This window comes from Paenibacillus rigui, from assembly GCF_002234615.1.
Classification (GTDB): Bacteria; Bacillota; Bacilli; order Paenibacillales; family NBRC-103111; genus Paenibacillus_S; species Paenibacillus_S rigui.
Window position 1 is genome coordinate 84898 of sequence record NZ_NMQW01000014.1, and the last position, 21117, is coordinate 106014.

The 21117-nt window shown below is 35.0% G+C and carries 17 protein-coding genes; 14 read left to right on the plus strand and 3 right to left on the minus strand.

The annotated features are described in order from the left end of the window. Window positions 1-4: 4 nt before the first annotated feature. Entirely contained in the window at window positions 5-268 is a 264-nt protein-coding gene (locus tag CF651_RS10105; protein WP_094014730.1) for a hypothetical protein, read from the plus strand. 60 nt (window positions 269-328) lie between these two features. Here the strand turns inward: CF651_RS10105 and CF651_RS10110 are convergent, their stop codons facing one another. The 3 genes from CF651_RS10110 to CF651_RS10120 form a co-directional block, all read right to left on the minus strand. Next, a complete protein-coding gene (locus CF651_RS10110; protein WP_179232753.1) occupies window positions 329-1078 on the minus strand; it encodes an S-layer homology domain-containing protein in 750 nt (249 codons plus the stop codon). Between the two features lie 199 nt (window positions 1079-1277). Continuing rightward, entirely contained in the window at window positions 1278-2894 is a 1617-nt protein-coding gene (locus CF651_RS10115; RefSeq protein ID WP_342746568.1) for an S-layer homology domain-containing protein, read from the minus strand. 186 nt (window positions 2895-3080) lie between these two features. Beyond that, a complete protein-coding gene (locus tag CF651_RS10120) occupies window positions 3081-5552 on the minus strand; it encodes a DMT family transporter (protein WP_094014733.1) in 2472 nt (823 codons plus the stop codon). A 246-nt stretch (window positions 5553-5798) separates the two neighbouring features. Between CF651_RS10120 and galU the strand changes: the two genes are divergently transcribed. The 13 genes from galU to CF651_RS10185 all read left to right on the plus strand — a co-directional run bounded on the left by galU (window position 5799) and on the right by CF651_RS10185 (window position 21111). Next, entirely contained in the window at window positions 5799-6689 is an 891-nt protein-coding gene (galU, locus tag CF651_RS10125; protein ID WP_094014757.1) for a UTP--glucose-1-phosphate uridylyltransferase GalU, read from the plus strand. Between the two features lie 21 nt (window positions 6690-6710). After that, window positions 6711-8693 (plus strand): glycosyltransferase, encoded by a 1983-nt coding sequence (locus tag CF651_RS10130; protein ID WP_179232754.1) that lies wholly within the window; start codon window positions 6711-6713, stop codon window positions 8691-8693. A gap of 5 nt (window positions 8694-8698) precedes the next feature. Then, window positions 8699-9832: a glycosyltransferase family 4 protein gene (locus tag CF651_RS10135; protein ID WP_094014735.1), complete on the plus strand. Its 1134-nt coding sequence runs from the start codon at window positions 8699-8701 to the stop codon at window positions 9830-9832. Beyond that, the gene (locus CF651_RS10140) at window positions 9833-10243 is read left to right on the plus strand and encodes a hotdog family protein (RefSeq protein ID WP_094014736.1); all 411 of its coding nucleotides are present in this window, start codon (window positions 9833-9835) and stop codon (window positions 10241-10243) included. Between the two features lie 38 nt (window positions 10244-10281). Continuing rightward, a complete protein-coding gene (locus tag CF651_RS10145) occupies window positions 10282-12405 on the plus strand; it encodes a glycosyltransferase (RefSeq protein WP_179232755.1) in 2124 nt (707 codons plus the stop codon). 27 nt (window positions 12406-12432) lie between these two features. Next, on the plus strand, window positions 12433-13170 hold the full coding sequence (gene kdsB, locus CF651_RS10150; RefSeq protein WP_179232756.1) for a 3-deoxy-manno-octulosonate cytidylyltransferase: 738 nt from the start codon (window positions 12433-12435) through the stop codon (window positions 13168-13170). After that, on the plus strand, window positions 13171-13656 hold the full coding sequence (locus CF651_RS10155) for a KdsC family phosphatase (RefSeq protein WP_094014739.1): 486 nt from the start codon (window positions 13171-13173) through the stop codon (window positions 13654-13656). Window positions 13657-13671: 15 nt separating this feature from the next. Beyond that, window positions 13672-14487, plus strand: a complete 816-nt coding sequence (locus tag CF651_RS10160) for an ABC transporter permease (RefSeq protein ID WP_094014740.1) — start codon at window positions 13672-13674, stop codon at window positions 14485-14487. Further along, on the plus strand, window positions 14477-15850 hold the full coding sequence (locus CF651_RS10165) for an ABC transporter ATP-binding protein (RefSeq protein WP_094014741.1): 1374 nt from the start codon (window positions 14477-14479) through the stop codon (window positions 15848-15850). Before CF651_RS10160 ends, CF651_RS10165 begins: the two co-directional genes overlap by 11 nt. Continuing rightward, window positions 15847-18240, plus strand: a complete 2394-nt coding sequence (locus CF651_RS10170; RefSeq protein WP_094014742.1) for a methyltransferase domain-containing protein — start codon at window positions 15847-15849, stop codon at window positions 18238-18240. The genes CF651_RS10165 and CF651_RS10170 overlap by 4 nt, the downstream gene beginning before the upstream one ends. Window positions 18241-18262: 22 nt before the next feature. Then, window positions 18263-19069, plus strand: a complete 807-nt coding sequence (gene kdsA / locus CF651_RS10175) for a 3-deoxy-8-phosphooctulonate synthase (RefSeq protein ID WP_094014743.1) — start codon at window positions 18263-18265, stop codon at window positions 19067-19069. Continuing rightward, the gene (locus CF651_RS10180; protein ID WP_094014744.1) at window positions 19056-20027 is read left to right on the plus strand and encodes a KpsF/GutQ family sugar-phosphate isomerase; all 972 of its coding nucleotides are present in this window, start codon (window positions 19056-19058) and stop codon (window positions 20025-20027) included. The genes kdsA and CF651_RS10180 overlap by 14 nt, the downstream gene beginning before the upstream one ends. A gap of 112 nt (window positions 20028-20139) precedes the next feature. Then, window positions 20140-21111, plus strand: coding sequence for a glycosyltransferase family 2 protein (locus CF651_RS10185; RefSeq protein ID WP_094014745.1), 972 nt, complete (start codon window positions 20140-20142; stop codon window positions 21109-21111). Window positions 21112-21117: the final 6 nt, after the last annotated feature.

The window sequence follows — 21117 nt, forward strand, 5'->3', positions numbered from 1 at the left end:
CAACATGCCGAAGCGGGTTGTGGATGAGCAAAAGCAGCGAACGGGAGTAAGTCCTGCGACTGCTGGACAGGATAGCGTTGGCCAAATAGACGGGCCGGGATCGGAAGATGCTGCAGGGAAAAAGAAGCCGCATATCACGCGCAAGGGGAAAGGGACGGAGCCGCCTGCTCCATTGCCTGCTGAGTTAGAGAGCAATCCTAAGCTTCGAGGAGCCTCGCCGGCCTGGATGAAGCTCTATGCGGCCATTCATAAGGAAGCGAAGCGATGATAATGAAAAATCCCCCGAAACTTCCACTAGGGAGAGGATCGGGGGATTTTTTACGCCCTATTATTTAATCAGGCTCAGGATACCCAGTACTCTTTTCAGAACGACAGCAGCTTGTGCTCTTGTAGCTTGAGCTTCTGGAGCCAGTGTATCTTCTGTCATACCGGAGATCAAACCGATATTGATTGCAGCAGCAAGCTCTTTTTGAGCCCAGCTGATGTTGCCGGAATCGGTGTACTTCTTCAGCACATCCTCAGGGTTGGAAATGTTCGTAGCTACATCCGCATGGTCCAAAGCACGAATCACGATAGCAGCGAGTTCTTCGCGAGTGATTTTGGCATCCGGACGGAATGTATTATCGTCATAACCATTGATAATGCCTGCATAAGTTGCAGCTGTTACTGTGCTTGCGTACCATGCATCCGAAGCTACGTCAGTAAAGCTGGCAGATGCAGCGCCTGCATCCGTCAAGCCAAGAGCACGGACAACCAAAGCGGCAAATTCTGCACGCGTGATATCACGCTCAGGAGCAAAAGAAGTCTCGCTCACGCCGTTGATGATTTTTTTGCTTACAAGATACTGCACATCGGACTTGGCCCAGTGATCTTGAAGGTCCTCAAAGCTGTATACATCTGTATATACGCTATTTGTAGTTGTAGTATTTACATCGGTGTAAACACTATCGGTAGTCGTAACCGATTCTGCTGCATCGCTGGAAGCTGTGTCTGCGAAAGCAAGAACAGGGACCAGTGCTGTTACAAGCAGCATCGTTACGAGCAATTGAGCCGTCTTTTTGAAAAAAGCTGATTTCACTGCCATTTCACTCCTTAACATTATTAAAATCTAGTAAATACGCATTTAAATGTACCATCTTTTTTCTATTTAGGATAGTAGTCCTATGAAAAAAAACGATACCAAATAGTACTATTTGGCACTGCTTCAAAAAAACGAAGCAAAAAGAACCCGATACCTAGGTACCGAGTCCCTTTTGCTTCGTTTTTGAGTTACTGTCTTAATCAATAAAACGAGCTGTGCTCAACAATCGTTTAAGAATAGTAGCCGACTGTGCACGAGTCGCTTGCTCAGCAGAACCGATAGTCGTATCCGTCAAGCCATTGATTAAACCGGAATTGATGGCTGCAGCGATTTCTTTTTGAGCCCACACGATATCTTTAGCGTCTTTGAACTTGCTAAGTACGCTTTGTGGATCAGAAACATTCGTTGCGACGTCGGCATAATTCAAAGCACGGATGGACATGGCCGCCAGTTCTTCGCGAGTGATTTGGGCGTCTGGGCGGAATGTACCGTCCTCGTAGCCGTCGATGATGCCTGCTTTCACGGCTGTCGCCACGGTTTCCGCATACCAGGAGCCGGATTTCACATCGGAGAATTGGTTTGCAGCAGAGGAAGACGACAGACCAAGCGCACGAACTACCAGTGCTGCGAATTCTGCACGCGTGATGTTGCGGTCTGGCTGGAATGTCGTGTCTGTAACGCCGTCAACCACCAGCTTGTTAGCCAGCAGCTCCACATCGGCTTTGGACCAATGGTTAGCAACATCAGCGAAGCTTTTGCTCGATTGAACTACCGTGTAGATGCTGCTGCCGTTCCGCTTCAACGTTGCTACCGTAGAGCCATCCACCATTGAGAAGGTCGAAGGTACGAAGCTAAGCTTCTTCACTGCTGGATTGTACAAAACACCAGTGGCTTGCTTGGAATTCACCGAGCTTGTCACTTTCAGCGTACGAGCTACATAGGTGGAACCGAAGCTAATTGCTGCGGTTTGATTGTTTTTTCCAACAGCCTCTACATCAAAGTTCACAGCATCAGCCACTTGAGTACCGCCCAATGCTTCTGCCGCCGCTTTAACCGCTGCTGCTGTTTCACTTTTTACTTTTGCAACGGAAACTTTAATTTTCAGATCCTTTACTTCTACATCCAGAGCCTTGGCCAAATTATCAAGGTTCAGAATGGAGAGAGGAAGCGTAATGGAACCATTATCGTTTATAACGATGATTGTTTTGCCGTCCTTCACTGCATCAACTATTGCAGAAGCAGGGATAAGAGCAAAGTCACCCGACAGTTTCAATGTAACGGTATCGTGGCTGGTCAAGGCATTGGAAAGGGTGTTAGCGTCTACAGAACCGTCACTGCTTACTGAAATGGTTCCGTCCGTAGAGATGGCTCCACCACCGCCACCGCCGCTACCACTACGGCTGCTGTTATTGCTTCTTGATGTCGTATCATAGACAACTTGGTATACGGAGCTGCCAACAGATACGCCTTCATCATACACATTGCCGCTCACGTTTACGTAGCTGTAGCCACCAAGTGCATCTTTCGTAAAGCTGTAATAATAAAGGCCGTCCTTTGAAGCGGAATAGGTTGCCTTTGCAACGGAAAGCGGATTCTTATTGCTGTCATACACATTAACATAGACCGCATCGTTAACGCCATTAGCGTAAACATTAGAGTAAACCGTTCCGTAAACTGACCCATTCTTGTATGTAACCTGCGAGAAGCCTACAGTTGCGGAAGCTGCAAAAGCGAGCACAGGTACCATCACAGCGACGACAAGCATGATAGATAGCATTGCGGAAATCTTTTGAATGAAAGTATGATTTTGCACCGGGGTTTCCCTCCTATTAATCCTATCTCTATTTTTGGTAAACCTCTCTGAGAAACGAGTAGCCATTATGCTAATTCACCTCCTTTTCGGCTTGTATGGAAAAACAGAACCCAAAGCCTATCCACCTATCGACATAAATGGGAAGCTTTGGGTATGATGTTTTCTTTATATAAGACGCAGGTTGGTTTAAAAAGTTGCACTTACCAATTTATTTATTTCATCCCGTTCTTTGGCATCTTTGGCGATCAGCTTGTCGTACAATGCTTGATCGTTTTTATTTTGCTTTTGGAGGGAGGCCAGGTACCATCTGACCATTTGTTTATTCATTTGATCATCGAACTGATCATTGATTTGGAACTTCAGGAAGTTTTCAGCCGCCGCGTAGTCGCCTCGAATATATTTGATTTGTCCTAAAGTGAATGCCATTGTTTTCGTTAAACCAAATGCACGCCCTTGCTGCTGCTCTTTAGGCAGTGCTTCTAGTACTTTCGTTTTATCTAGAATCTTGCTGTACGTAGCAATGGCATCATCATAATAGTGGTTCATTTGAGCCGTATTTTTGCTGGTACGTGCCTGGTCGCCTAAACTGAATGCAAGATTGATACTTTTCTCATATAGCGTAATATCCCAAGGGAAGTTGCCTATCTCATTATTAATTAACTCGTAAGCTTTGGTAAATTGATTTTTAACTGTTAATGTATAAATTTCTTTATCAATAAGATATCGATTGTGAGGTTCCTTTTCTCTAGTTTGTTGGATCAGAGTAACCGCATCATTGAAAAAACGTTCATCTTTGGACTGGTCATAGGCTTGTAGAAGAATATCTGCCTTAAATGATGCATAATCCGGATGGTTAGGATGCTGCTTCAATGCATTATTAACCGGAGTAAGGATATCATTGATGGTCGACTTATCACTCTGGACTGCTGCTTGAGCAGCTCTAAAGTTGCTGTTTGCATTTAGCAACTGTGCTGCATTAAAGAACGTGACCAGGGAAATGATTAATAGTATAGATGGGTAAATCCATTTAAGATTATTAGTAAATGTCCACTGCTTGTTAAGAAGACCTACTTTTAAATCAGATATCATTGCTCCTAAACAAATAAACAAAAGGACACCTAAATAAACAAAGCTAAGATCAAAATCTATCATACTATGAATTAGTAAAGATGCTGCTATTATAATAAAAATAAACCGGGGAGTATCCTCATTATTTTTAAAATGGTTACGAATAAAAAGGTATAGAACTATTCCTAAAATAATTATAAAAATCAAGAATCCGAGTGATCCAACCTCAACCAGATATTGCAAAAAGAAATTATGTGCCTGTCTACTTACATATGGATTGTTCTGATATTTTTCATATAAAGCGGCCCAAGCGCCACCACCTGCACCAGTAACGGGATAATCCTTAAATAGTTTAATAGCATCAATATAAAAAGTGCCTCGTTCAATAACACTATTTTGTTGGAAGTTGATTGTTTCAATCCTATTTTTCAAGTTATCTGGAAGTAAATTCAATACTCCGGTATTTCCCAGTAATAAAAATAAACCTAATGCTCCGATAACTATTGCCCCAACTGGGATAAATAAATTTGAAAAACGAACATCTGAAATCCTGGATAATTTTAGTTCAAATTTCGACGATAAGAACCTTTGGACTAAGATAAATACAGTAGAAAGGCATATCGACATGATGAGTAGTGCCGCCCATCCTTGAAGAGATAATGAGCTATTATACTCCTTAGATAGCTGAACTCCGATATCTGTTACTTTACCTAATATAATGAAAGTAAAAATAACACCAATAATTAAATACAAGATCATTAATAACTGGCGATAAGGCTTAAGAATTAAAAAAATCGCAAGAAGAACAAGAGGTAATATAACATAAGCACCTCTAGATAAAGTAACTAAAAATGATATGAGTATCGGAATAATCATAAAAGAGTGAAACAAAGTATCGAACCATTTCTTCGAAATGGAAACTAAATAAATGGCTCCAATAAGAAGAGCTATCAATAAAGCAGCATAGGAGTTAGCGTATTGAAAGACAGAAGTAAGCCTAACACCACTAGCATCCGACATAATTGCATCTTGATAAACATTTGAGGCCATACCAGGTGCAAACCATTTAACAAGCCCGTATGCAAATTCTTTGTTTCCAAACCAATTAAGCAAGCCGAACCAAACAATAATATAGCCAGCAATCATAATACCATTAATAAGTATTCGTGATCCCATTTTTTCCTTTGAAATAAAGTAACCAAGCAAGAAAAAAGAGGTATAAGTAACTTGAATCAACAGCATATTAAAGGAAAAATAATGTGAAGCAGCACTGAACATTGAGATTAAATAAGTTAAAGGTATTAACCATATACAAATAGCTACAACACCAGATATATTATTAAATTTCCAATGATAGTAGCCATAAATGGCTACTGTAAAAAGAAGGATTGCACCCCATAAGAGAAAAGAGTAGAGTGGTCTTTCAAAATCTGAAGTATTCCCATTAAATAGTGCCTTTTGAAAGGGGGCCCAAACAAGAAAAATGAGCGTAACACATAGCATTATCCAAAAAAGTAGAGAACTCTTGTCACCTGACTGTGACTTTGTAGGACTTGATGAATAGCGATGTTTAACTTTACTGGTATTCATTTTTAGTCTCCTTTTTAATCTATATATCGACATTATCTTACCACAAAGAAGAGGGCAATCCTACTTTTGTAGTTTACTATAGGTTGGTTTTTATGTAAAAAATGGGGTATATTAAAATGTGAAGGATATATCTACTTCTAGTAAACGAAAATTTCATCTGATAAAATGAAACCGGGAGAATTCGTCATTTTCTTTGTTTTCATGTATATTTTAATTAACAAGATAATGGGGGAGGACTCAGAAGATATGAAAAAAAGAGTGCGTAAAGCGATAATTCCAGCCGCTGGACTAGGGACGAGGTTTCTTCCTGCAACGAAAGCTATGCCAAAAGAGATGCTGCCAATCGTTGATAAACCTACAATTCAATATATAGTAGAAGAAGCAGTAGAATCTGGAATTGAAGACATTATTATTGTCACAGGTAAAGGTAAAAGAGCTATTGAGGATCATTTTGACAATTATTTAGAGCTAGAGCAGAATTTATTTGCAAAAGGAAAGTTCGAATTACTCGATGAAGTACAAAAGCCTTCTAAAATGGTTGACATACATTATATCCGACAGAAAGAGCCAAAAGGGTTAGGGCATGCTGTATGGTGTGCTCGTAAGTTTATTGGTGACGAACCATTTGCTGTTTTATTAGGTGACGATATTGTTCAGGCGAAGAAACCATGTCTTAAGCAGATGATAGAGTTGTATGAAGAACTCCAAGCATCAATTATTGGAGTGCAGCCAGTTCTTTACGATGAGGTTTCGAGATATGGAATTGTCAACGGTAGGGATGTTGCTGATAGGATTTATTCCGTAACTAGTTTGGTGGAAAAACCAAAAAAAGAATTGGCACCATCAAACCTAGCCATTCTGGGTAGATATATTTTAGCACCTGAAATTTTTAATATACTAGATAGACAAGATGAAGGAACGGGTGGGGAGATTCAACTTACTGACGCTATTTCAAAACTGACAGACCTTGAAGAAGTATACGCCTATAATTTTGAAGGTGTCAGATATGATGTGGGTGAGAAGATGGGATTTATTAAAACAACAATTGATTTCGCTCTAAATAGACCGGAGCTTAGAGAAGAACTCTTGAAATATATCTCAACTATTTATGAGAATAACAACTTTATTTTAAAATAAAAGAGAATAATGGAGGAGTGTATGGTTCCATTAGTCGGTATTGTTATTCCTTGTTATAACTATGGAAAGTATCTCGAAGAAGCCGTTAATAGTGTACTTATTTCAACTTATGAAAACTTTGAGATCGTTATAGTAGATGATGGATCAACTGATCCATATACTTTAAAGACTCTAGAGAAAATTGTAAAAATAAATAAGATAAGAGTAGTTACGCGTACTAATGGAGGGCTTTCTGCGGCTAGAAATACAGGGATCTCGAGCACAAATGCAAAATATATATTGACTTTGGATGCGGATGATAAGATTGACGAAACCTTTATTGAAAAAGCAGTGTGGATTCTTGAAAATAAGCCGGATTACTCATATATTTTCTCCTTAGTCCAACTTTTCGGAGAAGTAAGTAAAATGTGGAGGACTTTTGAGGCACCCCTACAATATTTGAAATTTAGAAATGTGGTCCCAGCGACAATTGTTATGAGAAAACAATGCTGGGAGCAAGTAGGTGGATATGACGAATCAATGCGTGATGGATATGAGGATTGGGAATTTATTCTGAGGCTCGGTAAGGCAAACTTCTCTGGTTACCATATAAATGAGCCTCTTTTCTATTATCGTAAACATAAAGGCAGTATGTTGGAAGGATCAAAAAAGAAAAATAAAATTTTGAAAAATACGATTAGGAAAAAACATAAGGACATCTATAGGTTTATTACCATTCAGTTTATTGTGTTTCTTTTTTTAGAACTTCAAAGAAGGAAAATGATATATTCAAGCCTTGTTAAGAGATCTCTTTACGAAGTTAGCCCGTTCTTTATAAAAGAATGCATAAAAAAAGTGATTTTTAAGGATAAGAATAAAATTTTCAAGATGGATTTGCAAATAAAAAAAGTGACTCCCCCTTCATCTATCTCGATTTCTATTACAAGAAAAACTATCCTTATTTTATTACCTTGGCTACATGTAGGTGGTGTGGAGACTGTTTTCTATCAAATCGTAAAATCCTTATATAATAAATATGACTTTATAATTGCAACAACCAAATCTTCCGAAGGACATCCATGGGTGAACTTATTCCAACCATTTGTAAAAAGGATTTACCATTTAGATAGCTTCTTAAAAACAAATAATGATAGATACTTATTTTTGAAGACATTAATTGAGAGCTATGATGTAAGTGCGATCCACATTTCAAACAGTCAATTTGGTTATAATATTTTACCATTTATTAAGCGTGATTTTCCTAATATTAATATCTTTGACACTCTCCATATGGAAGAACCGTGGTCTAAATGGGATTATTTTGATTTTTCTGTGCACTACAGTGAATATATTGGAAAAACTGTAGTGTTAACAGAATCGCAAGCACAGACATTAGTTGAAAAGTGCCCTCAAAAAAAAGGGAAGATTGTAAAAATTTCTAATGGGTTTGAAATAAGTATAGGTAATCGTTACCAAAAAAACAATGTATTTACAGTTGTGTTTATTGCTAGGTTAGCCAAACAAAAACAACCTTTAATTTTTTTGAAGATTGCTAAAAGGTTTAAGTCAAAATTTAAAGATGTTCCGATACAGTTTCATATGTATGGTGATGGAGAACTTAGAAGAAAAGTTGGATTTTATATCAATTTGTGGGGACTACGCAGCGTTGTCAAGTTATTTCCTTTTACTAATCAAGTACAAAAGGTTTTAACAGAATCACATGTGCTGCTGATGCCTTCAATGAGGGAAGGACTGCCAATGATTGGGCTTGAAGCAATGAATTCAGGCACCGTAGTTGTAGCATCTAATGTTGCAGGGTGGAACGACTTAATAATTCATGAGGAAACGGGTATATTGTGTAACAATATGGAGGATTATGTTATTCAATTAGATCATTTGATGAGAAATACAGAATTATATGACAGGATAATTGGAAAAGCGATGATTAGTCTGGAAAATGAGTTTTCTTTAGATAGGATGATAGGTCAATATTCCCATTTGTACTCATCTCTAGGAGAGAGGTGAGAACTGTGTTTCCTAAAATGAAAATATGTCATGTAAGTGAGGCAACTTCGGGCGGAGTTTTAACTCACTTAATACAACTAGCCAAAGGTTTGGATCGGGATCTTTTTCAACAAACCTTTGTGTTATCATCTATTAAAAATCCTAAGCTCAAGTATGAGAATGATTTCCGTGGAAATAAGTTGATAATTATCAATATTGTTCGAAATATTTCTTTTTTTAGGGATTTAATAAGTTTAATAATGCTTATTTGGTTTTTTAAAAAAAATAAGTTTGATGTTATTCATTGCCATAGTTCTAAAGCAGGTGTTCTAGGCAGAATAGCAGGTATTTTAACAAGACATAAAAAAATAATATACACACCTCATGCCTTCTCATTTAATGATTTCAATCCTAAAATTAAAAATTTGGTGTATGCATTTATCGAAAGATTTATGGCAAGAATTACAACCAAAATAGTTTGCGTTTCAAAAGGTGAGTATCGAGAAGCTTTGAAATATAATATTGCAAGTGAAAAAAGTTTGGTAATTATACCTAATGGAGTAGAGGAGATAATACCTGATTATAAGTTAAATAAAATAAAATGGTTAAAGGACTTAGGTGGGATTGGAAGTGAAAAGATAATAGGCTTTGTAGGTAGAATTGATGAACAAAAAAATCCCGAGATGTTCATCAGGGCAATAAATGAAATGGTTGATAACAATTTTATGGCAATTATTATGGGAAAAGGTCCATTAACGGAAGAAATTAATGAATTAATAAAAAGTTTGAATATTGCCCACAAAGTAAAATTTCTTGGAGAGGTTGAAAATGTAAAAGAATATTTACATTGCTTTGATATTTTTGTTAGTACATCCTTATGGGAAGGGATGCCATATGCTATTCTTGAGGCTATGTCAGCAGAGATTCCGGTTGTTGCCACTAAAATACCCGGAACTATGGATTTAATTATAGATGGTCAAACCGGATTATTAGTACCAGCTAAAAATTATATTATTTTAAAAGATACATTGGATAAATTATTAAATGACACAGTATCTCAACAATTTTTATCAAATAATGCGAAAAAACTAGTAACAGAATACTATACTATTACAAATATGGTGAATATGATCGAGGAAGTATATTTGGGGGAGGATTAAGTGTACACATATAATGATATTATTAATATTTTAGCACCACATACTTCTAATATTTTGGTGGATAAAATTTTGTATTTTGAACACGGTAAGTATATATACGTATTGAAGAATGTTTCAATATCTGATATGTCTTTCTTGAAGAAAGATACAAAACTTTATTCATCCAATTTGTTTCTTGTTATTGAATCACTTTATCAATCTACGATGTTATTTTGTGATTTGTCTGGTCTTTCAAAAGAGATTACTAATATTCAATTAGGATCAGTGGAAACAACAATACAACCTGGCGATACTTTATGTATTGAAGTGAAAGTAATCGAAAAGTCTAACCATTTAATGAGATTAGAAGGTAGAGTTATGAAAGAAGGTCAAATAATATTCAATCCTAAGATCGCTATAAAAGTAAATTAAGTAAATCATTATAAATCAAAATAAAATGGAGCATGGTTATGGATGAAAAGCCGTTAGTATCTATAGTAATTCCTTGCTATAACCAAGGACATTATTTAAGAGAAACCCTTGAAAGCATTGAACAAAGTACCTATCCCTATCTTGAAATAGTTGTTGTCGATGATGGTTCTACCGATAGTGTTTCTCAACAATGTATTTTTGATTTAAAGGGGTATCTTGTTAAACAATTAGAGGTCAAGTTTATTACACAAGTTAATCAAGGGCCAGCAGCTGCAAGGAATAATGGAGTTAGACTTACGACAGGGGAATTTATTCTTTTTTTAGACGCAGATGATAAAATTGATCCAACCTATATTGAAAAATGTTTATGGATTTTAATGAAATACCCGAATATTGGATTTGTGTACCCTTCCGTTCAACACTTTGGTGCAAGAGATGATGTTTATCATGCTAAGCCTTATAGTTTTGAAGATTTACTATTAGATAATTTTATCGTGGTTTCTTCAATGATTAGAAGGCGAGTTTGGGAAGAAGTTAAAGGTTTTGATGTCGCTTTAAGTGGTTATGAGGATTGGGATTTTTGGATCAGAGTTGGAGCAGCTGGCTATATAGGCTATTGGTTAAGAGAACCATTGTTTTTTTATCGAAGAAATGATATTTCTAGGTTAGTAGTGGATAATAATAGAAGGAAAATACTGCTAAAAGAGATACAGAAAAAGAACAAACAAATATTCGACAAATATTTTGGATCTGAAAAAAACAATAAAAAGAAACTGAAGTATAAGTTGAAACAGAAGCTATCATATTATAAATGGAAAATATTTGTTTTGTACGTTAGGTTAGCTTCAAAAATGCCATCAACTTATAAAGAAAAGTTAAAGAGATTTATTAAACCTATTATAAAAAAGATCTTTAAATACGAAGAAACAGGTTACACAGAGCTAGTACAAGACCAGGTACTTGAAAAAAATGAAATTGATCAGTCAATTGAGACGGATTATTCCTATAAAAGAAATTCAAGATATATTCAGGTGATGAGTACTAATTTGCCCCTAAATAAAAAGAATTCCATCCTATTTATAGTTCCATGGCTTGTAGTAGGAGGAGCTGATAAGGTAAATCTCGATTTAATACAAAAATTTATTGAAAAAGGACACGATGTTCATTTATTCACAACGTTGAATCATGAACATCCTTGGCATTACCGGTTTAAAGAGAAAATTGTAAATATAACACATCTAGGAAATAACTTTATTTCATTGAACGAACTACTTGATTATGTAAATGATTATATACAAGCAAAAAAAATTGAGATTGTACAAATGTCAAATTCTCAGTTGGGCTATCAGATAGCTGAAATTATAAAAACAAGCAATGCTAATACCAAGATAGTTGATTTAAATCATATGGAGGAGCCATATGCACCATTTGATTATTTTAGATATAGTGTTAGATACAAAAATTGGTTCGATCATCGTGTTGTGATCACACCATACTTAAAAGAAGCGATGATTAGAAAGTATGGCGAAACCGCTGAGCGCGTAACTGTTATTCCAAATGGGATCGAAGTTCCAACAAGTTATGACAGTACTTCTTATTTGTTAAAAAATGAAAATGAAATCATTGAAATTGGCTTTGTTGGAAGAATGGAAGAACAGAAACAACCAATTGATTTTGTGAAAACAGCAAATATTATTTTATCCAGATGTAAAAATGTGCATTTCACTATGGTAGGCGATGGCTCATTATTAAAAGCCGCACAATTGTTGGCGAGATCTCTGAGTATTGATAGTTACATCGACTTTTTAGGGAGCAGTAACAATGCTCCTCAAATTATGAAAGAGAAGATGCATGTTTTCTTTGCACCTTCCTTAAGAGAAGGCTTACCTATTGTAGGTTTAGAAGCACTTTCATTGGGAATACCTATAGTGGCTACGGATGTTCCTGGTTGGTCGGATCTTATTGATAATGGAAAAACAGGTTTTTTATCACCAGTAAATGATTGTGTACGTATGGCAGATTATTGTATTGAACTAATAAATAATAAGGTTTTAAGAGAAAGTATGTCCCGCAAAGGATATGAGTTTGTTGAAGATAAATTTTCTTTAAACAAGACTTCACAAGTCTATTTAGATATATATGAAAACTTATTAAATTCTTAGGCACAACAGAGTGTGGAGGTAATTAATTTGAAAAGCATTGGAGTCATTCCGGCAAGAATAGAGTCGTCAAGATTACCCCGAAAAGTGCTTTTAGATATATGCGGAAAACCAATGATTCAACATGTTTGGGAAAAGGCTATAAGTTCTGATCTCGACGATGTAATAATTGCATCAGATTCTCAGGAGGTAATTGAGACAGCCAAAAACTTTGGAGCCAATGTTTATTTAACCTCTCAGGATCACCAAAGTGGAACAAGCCGTTTAGTTGAATTATCAGAAAACATAAAGTCGGATCTTTATATTAATATTCAGGGTGATGAGCCTTTAATTTCTCCTTATATAATCAATGAGCTAATACAAGCCAGAAAATCATGTGATTCACGAAAAGTTTTTACCGCGGCAAATCAGAACTGTACCGATGAGGATTACTTATCTCCCTATGTAGTTAAGGTTGTAACTGATAATATTATGGATGCACTTTATTTTTCGAGGGCCCCTATTCCCTATTTTAGAAACAGAACTGGAAGTATTCGACCTTTGAAGCATATTGGAATCTATGGATATACTTATGAAGGACTACAATGTTATAAATCTTCTGGTCCTAGTCTGTTGGAAGAAGCAGAATCGTTAGAACAGCTACGATTCTTGGAGAATGGTGAAAAAATTAGAGTTATATTGACTCAATATGAGAGTATAGGTGTGGATACTAAAGAAGATTTGACAAGAGTTAGACAGATACTAGGTAGTATAGGTGGGAATTTGTAAATGTTTATAGAAAAGGCAAGTAAAATTAAGTTAGTACTGATGGATGTTGATGGTACTTTAACAGATGGCATGATTATTATGGACTCCAATGGAAATGAATCTAAGCATTTTAATGTTAAGGATGGCATGGGAATTACTATTGCTCATAAGGCAGGAATGGCTACAGGTATCATTTCTGCTAGAAACTCAGATATTGTTATTCGTAGAGCAGCTGAGCTCAACATTTCATATGTTAAGCAAGGTATTAATTGCAAAAAAAATGTTTTGTTTGAAATTATTCATGAAGCAGGGTTTAAACTAGAAGAAGTTGCTTACATTGGGGATGATATTAATGATATTTCAGTCAGTCGTGAAGTAGGGTTAAGTTTTGCCGTGTTAGACGCTTCTGAAGAATTAAAAGGGGTAGTTGATTATGTTTTAACGAAAAATGGAGGCAAAGGGGCTGTTAGAGAAGCAATAGAGTTTATACTGAAAAATAAACTTTGAATCGAGGCACATGCAATGAATGATTTTCTTTCTAAAAATATTATTTCTTTAATCATTAAGCATAGAGAATTAGTAATGCAGTTTATTAAAAGAGAACTCATTACAAAATATAAAGGGTCTTTTTTGGGACGGTTTTGGTCTGTAATTACTCCACTCATGATGCTTACTATTTATACTTATGTTTTCAGTGTTATTTTCAAAGGTAAATGGGATTTCGCTGCTACCAGTAGTAAACAGGAATTTGCCATTACTCTTTTCTGCGGAATGTTGGTTTTTGCCGTTTTTAGTGAGTGTGTTACTAAAGCTCCGACTTTAATTACTAATAATCCAAACTATGTGAAAAAGGTAGTCTTTCCACTAGAAATACTTCCTGTAAGTTTATTGGGAAGTGCCGTAGTTAACTTTTTAATTGGCTTAAGTATCTTACTAGTCGGTAAAATAATTTTTTTGCACAATATTTCATGGTCATTGTTGTACTTACCACTTATGTTATTGCCTTTAATTTTTTTATCGTTAGGTCTTGTGTATATCTTCTCTTCATTAGGTGTATTTTTAAGAGATCTGGAACATTCAATTAATATCATAGTACAAGCATTGTATATGTTAACCCCTATTTTTTATCCAGTGACAGCCGTTCCAGAAAATTTAAGAGGAATTTTGTACATCAATCCATTAACTGGTATTGTTGAAAATATTCGTAATATTGTTGTGTGGGGAATACAACCTAATTTTATAAATTGGTCTATTCAATTAATAGTTTCTTTACTTATTTTAATCGTAGGTTATTGGTGGTTTTTAAGAACCAGAAAGGGGTTCGCAGATGTCCTCTAACTCTGTTATTAAGGTTGAAAACATTAGCAAATGCTATCAAATATATGATTCTCCTCAAGATCGGTTGAAACAATTATTAGTTCCAGGGGATAAAAAATTTTATAAAGAATTTTGGGCCCTAAATAATATATCGTTTGACATTCAAAAAGGTGAAGCTATAGGGATAATCGGGAGAAATGGTAGTGGTAAGAGTACACTACTGCAGATTATTTCGGGAACTTTGGCTCCTACATCAGGCAAAGTTGAAGTGAATGGTAGAATAGCCGCTCTGTTGGAATTAGGTAGTGGTTTTAATCCTGAATATACCGGTCGTGAGAATGTTTACTTAAACGGGAGTATTCTTGGTATACCTCGTAAGGAAATGGAAATAATATTTGATGATATAGCCGAATTTGCAGATATTGGTGATTTTATCGATCAGCCTGTTAAAACATACTCGAGCGGTATGATGGTGCGTCTTGCTTTTGCTGTTCAGGCTTGTATTGAGCCTGAAATACTAATTGTTGATGAGGCATTAGCTGTAGGTGACATGTTATTTCAAAAGCGGTGTTTTTCAAGAATGAAGGCACTCGCCGAAAAAGGAACGACTTTGTTATTTGTAACCCATGATATTGAACTTGTGAGAACATTTACGTCAAGAGCTATTTTGTTGAATTCAGGTGAAATAGTTAAAGAAGGACCATCCGCAGACGTTGTATTAGAATATAGAAAAAGAATGCATCAGGAAGAATCCGCTTATTATCAGGGTGTATTAGGAACAAACCAGAGTAATACAACTGAAGAAACTAATATTGTTAATGATGAGAGTAATCTCGAACTTATTACTTCAGAAAATGAATTTGGTGATAAGGATGGAATTATCTTAGATGTTCGAATTTCTGATTCAAATGGTAATGATTGTAATATGTTTTATCCTGGGGAGCAAATAAAAATAGATATAACATGCATGGCACTTAAAAATATGCAAAACCTCAACATTGGGTTAAGACTTAGAAATAAAACCGGAATAAAGATTTATTCTTGGGGGTCTTTAAATCAGGACATATCCATATGGAGCGGTAGAGCTGGTGGAAAAACATTCTGGGATCAAGAAATTGAAAGGGGCACGAAATTAGAAGCATCTTTTGTGTTTCAATGCAATTTGGGAGTCGATTTATACGAAGTTCAAGTTCTATTTGCGCAAGAATTAGATAGATACTATCGTGAAGAAAGAATGTTACATTGGATAGATGAGGCTGCATTTTTTCAAGTTAATATGAAACAGCAAGAGTATTTTTTCGGTGGAGCATGCGATTTACAAATGAAATCAGAAATCAATGCATTAGTTCAAAATGAAAAAGTAAAGAAGGGTTTTGTACTATGAATAACGATAAAGGACTTTTACCTGAGCAAATTGGGGATTATCGGTTAGCTTATAATGAATACTGGAACAGATCTGATAGATTTGGCCAAACATCATTTGATCATATAGATAAAGAAGCCTTAATAAAGTCAGTAATAAAATTTTCAGGAATGGGTTCAATTCTCGATGCTGGTTGTGGCATGGGAGTGTTGGTTAGGGAACTTTTATGTAAGGGGCTGAACGTTCATGGTATGGATGTATCGGATTATATAATTAAATATAACGAGTCTATTAGTCCTGGAAGATTTAAAGTTGGATCCCTTTTAGATATTCCTTGGAAAGATGAGTCATTCGATTCAGTTATTTGTACTGATGTATTAGAGCATCTAAAAAAAGAAGATGTACTTAAAGCCATTTCTGAATTTTACAGAGTGACCCGGAGGACACTTTATTGCCGTGTATCAACGCAAATGGATCGCGATGATCGATGGCATTTAACAGTTGAAGACAGGAGATGGTGGGAGGAACAATTTATTAATGCAGGTTTTAGAAAACATCCCTTATTAATGACTGATACAACATTTGAATCGTTAGAAACCGAGAGTGGGAGTATAACACTTATATTTGAAAAAGTGCCCGAACGGATAAAAATTAATACTCAAATAATGGTCAATGATTTTTTAAAACAATCTGATAGATCTTCAGACATGAATATTGCTTTATATACTCAAACATTACAATATATCCGACCTCACGATGAAGTGTTTAATATTGCTTGTGGTGGTGGGTCAGGCGCGGCAATTTTATGGGATGGTTCTTATGCAAGTAAAGTGGAGGGTACGGACCTTAATAACTATAATATCGAGCATGCTCATGATAGTTATGTCCAAAATAGGGATGGTTTGTCATTTATTCATTTGAATAATGAGGATTCTATAAATAACTTCTTGTTAAAAAAATCTAAAGATATTATTGTTTGTTTTGACCTAGAGCAAGTATGTAAAATGATGGAATTAAAAGTTTTTTTTGAAAAAGCCAATGTTTCTTTACGCCCGGGAGGTAGATTAATATTATCTTATCCTAACATAACTGAGAACAATTATATAAAAGATTTAGTTAAAGAATACTTCTTTCTAGATAAAGAGTATGGAATATCAATGATGCCAAGGAAATGGTATGAAGCCGATAGTATGGGCAACTTTACTGGGGAATATTCATATTTAGTATGTATTACTAACCCAATTGATAGCGAAGTTCCGTATTATGAAACAGTTTTGTGGAGTAAAAAAGACTACCCGAAAAATCATTCGCATTTATATGATAGTAGTTATAAGTTTCCATGGCTTCAGCATACATTAGTTTCAATTGGAGTAAGGGCACAAAACCCTGAAGTCTTAAAATCAATTGCTAAGAATGTTATCAATCAAACAACCGAATATAGTAGCGATACTGGGGCTTCTTTATGTGTATTGGGTTATCAAATTTTAAGTGAAAAAGTGCCCGATGTTGTTAGAATAAATGAAATAATAAATCAAATAGAAACCTTTGTGAAATATTCGCCTGAATCATCAATGCAAATAAGGTGGAACATTTCCTGTAATTTCTTATTATCACAATTATATTTAAAAATTGGAAATCAGAATAATGCTGTCTCTTGTTTGAAAAAATGTTTAGAAGTTGATTTTATGAAATTTTCACCTGTATTAGGAACAAAGGCAACACAAGCTGCTCTTAATTTAGGATTAATTGAATTAACTAATGGGAATATATATGAATCTCGAAAGTGGTGGAAACAAGCATTAAATGAAACAAAAAGAGCATTGGAATCTAGTTCGGAAAATTGGATTGGTGATTTAGAAGAACCATTGACATTTGGATTAAGAGAAGCTTCTCAAATACTAGATATTGCTAGTCAAGCAGCATTCGCTCTATGGTTGACTGCAGATGGCAAAAAAATAAGAAGTTCTATGTACCAAGATATAATTGATTTTTCAAATTTGTACCAACTAGATAATTTAAAAAAATCTAATAGTTATTTTGAAAATCAAACTCTAGAACTAAAACAGTGGATTTCTGAACTAGAGAGTGCAAAACTATGGATAGAGCATAAATGGAAAGAATCGACTGATACAACCGATAATTTACAGAATGTTATCCATGAATTAAAAGAATGGATTGGTCAGTTAGAAACAGGAAAATCATGGTTGGAAGTGAAGAATGAGGAGAATATCCAGGCGCTAGTTAAAAAAAATTCTGTAATTCAAGAATTAAGACAACATATTGATGAATTAAATGAAGCGCGTCAGTGGAACGAAAATAAAGTAAATTTATTAGAAAAAGAACTGGATGAAAAAATAAACTATATTTCCAAGTTGGAAGAGAAGTTAAAATCGTATGAGAGAAACAGCTAAAAAATGATTTAGGGGTGTTAAAGTGATACAAACAAGTGAATTTCAACTTATTGCCGGTCCTTGTGTGATTGAAGACGAAGGGTTAGTATTAGAGGTCTCTCATGAGCTTGCACGTATTTCTAAAGCTTTAAATATACCAGTAGTATTTAAAGCTTCTTATGATAAAGCTAATAGATCGTCAGCTGAAAGTTTTCGTGGGCCAGGTATTAGAAAAGGGCTGAAAATACTCGAAAAAGTTAAGTTAAGAACAGGGTTGCCTGTTCTTTCTGATGTCCATGAAACTTCAGAAGTGGAACCTGCATCTGAGATTCTAGACATATTACAGATTCCTGCTTTTCTATGTCGACAAACCGATTTAATTTTAAAAGCGTCAGCTACAGGTAAGAAAATTAATGTAAAAAAAGGTCAGTTTATGGCGCCTTGGGATATGAAAAATGTTGTAGATAAGGTTGAAAGTACGGGAAATAAAAATCTACTTATTACTGAAAGAGGTACATCTTTTGGTTATAATAATCTAGTTGTTGATTTCCGTTCTTTTATGATTATGAGGGAATGGGGATATCCTGTTATTTTTGATGCGACTCATAGTATTCAAATACCTGGAGGGAATGGTACTTCTTCTTCTGGGGAAAGAAAATTTGTCCCTAATTTAGTTAGAGCAGCGGTTGCATTTGGTGTAGATGGATTATTTATAGAAGTCCATCCGGACCCAGATAGGGCGCTTTCTGATGGTCCTAATATGCTTCCGCTCTCTGAACTAGAAGGTTTGCTAAGGGAAGCGATTATGATTAACAATGTCCAAAGAGGGTTAGAGCATGAATCCCTATAAAGAGATAGTTCAACAAGTTATGCGACAAGAAGCAATGGGTATTATAGAAACAAGTAAGTTGGTTGATGTAGAAGATGTAGAGGGTGTAATAAATGCTATTATTGCATGTGAAGGTAAGATTGTGTTTAGCGGTGTAGGAAAATCGGGACATATTGCCAAAAAAATATCAGCAACAATGTCAAGTATAGGTGTGGAAAGTACTTTTTTACATCCTGCTGAAGCTTTACATGGAGATTTTGGGACAGTAAAATCAGATGATTTGCTGTTTATACTTTCAAAAAGTGGTGAAAGTCAAGAACTAATTCATCTGATACCTTCTGTTAAAATAGTACAGAGTAAATTTATTTTAATGACTTCTAAAGGGGAATCAACATTGGGTAAGTGTGCTGATTTTGTGATAAAAATTCCCGACTTGAAAGAAGCTGATCCGCTGTATATGGTTCCCTCTGTAAGTACTACGGTTATGTTAGCATATGGAGATGCAATTTCTATAGCTATTATGCATGCCAAGGGGTTTTCTAAGTCTGACTTTTTGAATAATCATCCTGCTGGATCGATTGGTAAGAAATTGAAACTTAGAGTATCTGATATTATGAAGGTCCAGAATGATATTCCTGTTGTGAATTATGAGACAAGATTACAGGATGCCATTTTTGAAATTTCAAGTAAGGGACTAGGGGCTACAGTTGTATACAATAATCAACATCCTTTTAAAATGGGAATTATTACAGATGGTGATATAAGACGTGTGGTAGAAAAAAAAGGACAAGTTTGGAATTTATCTGTTGAGGAAATTATGAATAATGATCCAACAGTAATTCAGCAAGAGGCATATTTAATTACTGCGCTGGAGTTAATGGAAGAAAGGAAAATTACTGTTTTGCCGGTATTGAATAACGAAGGTTACTTAGTTGGCATAATTCATTTACATCAGATTTTACAAATTGGTATAAATTAATTTATCACACTAAATCTCCTTTATACTTAAAATATTTTTGGTGTATTTCTTTTATTTAGATTGGTATAATGATTTTATCATATATACCGTAAAATACCATGAGGTGAAGAAATTGAATCAAAATATGATTATTTCAGTTGCAACTGTAATTTTTAATGACTCTTCTATAATTCATTCTTACATTGACGAAACGTTAGAGGTTCTTACTAATAGTTTTACAAATTATGAATTGGTAATTATTGATAACGGGTCTAATGATGACTCAACATATATCATTAAAGAATTACAATCATCTCATCCTAATATCCGGTTAATCTCACTCTCTAAAAAATATGATGATGAATTTGCAACTGCAGCAGCTTTAGATAACTGTATTGGTGATGCTGTAGTTCTAATGGATACAAATTGTGATCCCCCATCTTTAATACCATTACTTATTGATAAATGTCTGTCAGGCTATGATTTAGTAATTGCTGAAAGAAACAATCGAGATGATGAATCTTTTTTGGAAAAAATATCAGCGAAAGTTTTCTATAAGTTAAGTAATATATTAACAGGGTATGATATTAACCCTAATTATTCAGACTATGTTGTTTTTAGTAGGAAAATGGTTAATTCACTTGTACAAATAAGAGATAGAAGCAGATATTTAAAGTATTTGAAATTGGAAGTAGGCTATAAACATGCCACTGTTAAGTATAATCGAATATTACGTACAGGCAAAAGAAAAAAGAAAAACTTTTTATATTCTGTAAGTTTTGCTTTAGAGGTAATCTGTACAAATTCTGACAAACTGTTGAGATTTGCATCTTTCACAGGTTTAATAACAAGTTTTATTAACCTTATGTATGTATTTTATGTATTGTTAATTGCTCTTTTTAAAAAGAACGTTGCTGAAGGATGGACCTCCTCCTCTTTGTTTAATTCAGTAATGTTTTTTCTTATGTTTATGATTATGACTGTTATTAGTTTCTATATCTCGTCCGTTTTAAGAGAAACTAAAAAAGGTCCGTTATATTATATTACAGATGAAACAACCAGTTCTGTTATTTATAAAAGTATTGATAAAAAAAATGTAGTTTAGAGGAAG

What these genes read in the sequence shown, in the direction of transcription:
- CF651_RS10180 (WP_094014744.1), top strand. Translation starts at nt 19,056, where the DNA reads ATGAATCCCTATAAAGAGATAGTTCAACAAGTTATGCGACAAGAAGCA.
- CF651_RS10105 (WP_094014730.1), top strand. Translation starts at nt 5, where the DNA reads ATGCCGAAGCGGGTTGTGGATGAGCAAAAGCAGCGAACGGGAGTAAGT.
- CF651_RS10170 (WP_094014742.1), top strand. Translation starts at nt 15,847, where the DNA reads ATGAATAACGATAAAGGACTTTTACCTGAGCAAATTGGGGATTATCGG.
- galU (WP_094014757.1), top strand. Translation starts at nt 5,799, where the DNA reads ATGAAAAAAAGAGTGCGTAAAGCGATAATTCCAGCCGCTGGACTAGGG.
- CF651_RS10155 (WP_094014739.1), top strand. Translation starts at nt 13,171, where the DNA reads ATGTTTATAGAAAAGGCAAGTAAAATTAAGTTAGTACTGATGGATGTT.
- CF651_RS10160 (WP_094014740.1), top strand. Translation starts at nt 13,672, where the DNA reads ATGAATGATTTTCTTTCTAAAAATATTATTTCTTTAATCATTAAGCAT.
- CF651_RS10165 (WP_094014741.1), top strand. Translation starts at nt 14,477, where the DNA reads ATGTCCTCTAACTCTGTTATTAAGGTTGAAAACATTAGCAAATGCTAT.
- CF651_RS10120 (WP_094014733.1), bottom strand. Translation starts at nt 5,552, where the DNA reads ATGAATACCAGTAAAGTTAAACATCGCTATTCATCAAGTCCTACAAAG.
- CF651_RS10145 (WP_179232755.1), top strand. Translation starts at nt 10,282, where the DNA reads ATGGATGAAAAGCCGTTAGTATCTATAGTAATTCCTTGCTATAACCAA.
- CF651_RS10130 (WP_179232754.1), top strand. Translation starts at nt 6,711, where the DNA reads ATGGTTCCATTAGTCGGTATTGTTATTCCTTGTTATAACTATGGAAAG.